Here is a 604-nt window from a genome sequence, read left to right as displayed (position 1 = left end):
CCGCTCTCTTGATGTCGGACTCCCTGAGCAATTCTCGATAATCGAGCGACTTGAAGAGAGCTATGCGGTGCAGCGCCTGTGTCAGGTGTTTGGGGTGCATCGCAGTAGTTACCGGGCATGGCGTGACAGGGATCGAACGCCCTGTGAGGCAGAGCAAGAGCTCCAAGAGCAGGTTATCGAGGCACACGAGGCCAGCCAGGGTTCAGCCGGGGCAAGAACCATTGCCAGCATGGTGACACAGGCCGGAATACCGCTGAGCCGTTACCGTGCCAGCCGACGGATGAAACAGTTGGGGCTGGTCAGTACGCAGCCGCCAAGCCACGTTTACAAGAAGGCCGATCAGCCACACCTGGATATTCCGAATCTCCTTGACCGGGAGTTCGACGTAGAGGAGCCCAATCAAGTATGGACTGGAGATATAACCTATCTGTGGACCGGTGCGCGCTGGGCTTACCTCGCTGTTGTGATCGATTTGTTCTCCCGTAAACCGGTGGGTTGGGCCATATCTCTGTCGCCGAATACGGATCTGGTGAAGAAGGCTCTGACGATTGCGTATGAATCCCGGGGAAAGCCTTCAGGAGTCATGTTCCATTCGGATCAAGGG

General features: G+C 56.6%; 1 protein-coding gene. It reads left to right on the top strand.

Annotated elements, in window-relative coordinates; all coding sequences use genetic code 11:
- Positions 1 to 604: IS3 family transposase (locus tag A11A3_RS17180; RefSeq protein ID WP_008930599.1), on the top strand; the 604-nt coding region annotated here is incomplete at both ends.

Source organism: Alcanivorax hongdengensis A-11-3 (assembly GCF_000300995.1).
Taxonomy (GTDB): domain Bacteria; phylum Pseudomonadota; class Gammaproteobacteria; order Pseudomonadales; family Alcanivoracaceae; genus Alcanivorax; species Alcanivorax hongdengensis.
Note: the sequence above shows the minus strand (reverse complement) of the source record. Positions and strands in the feature narration are given on the sequence as shown.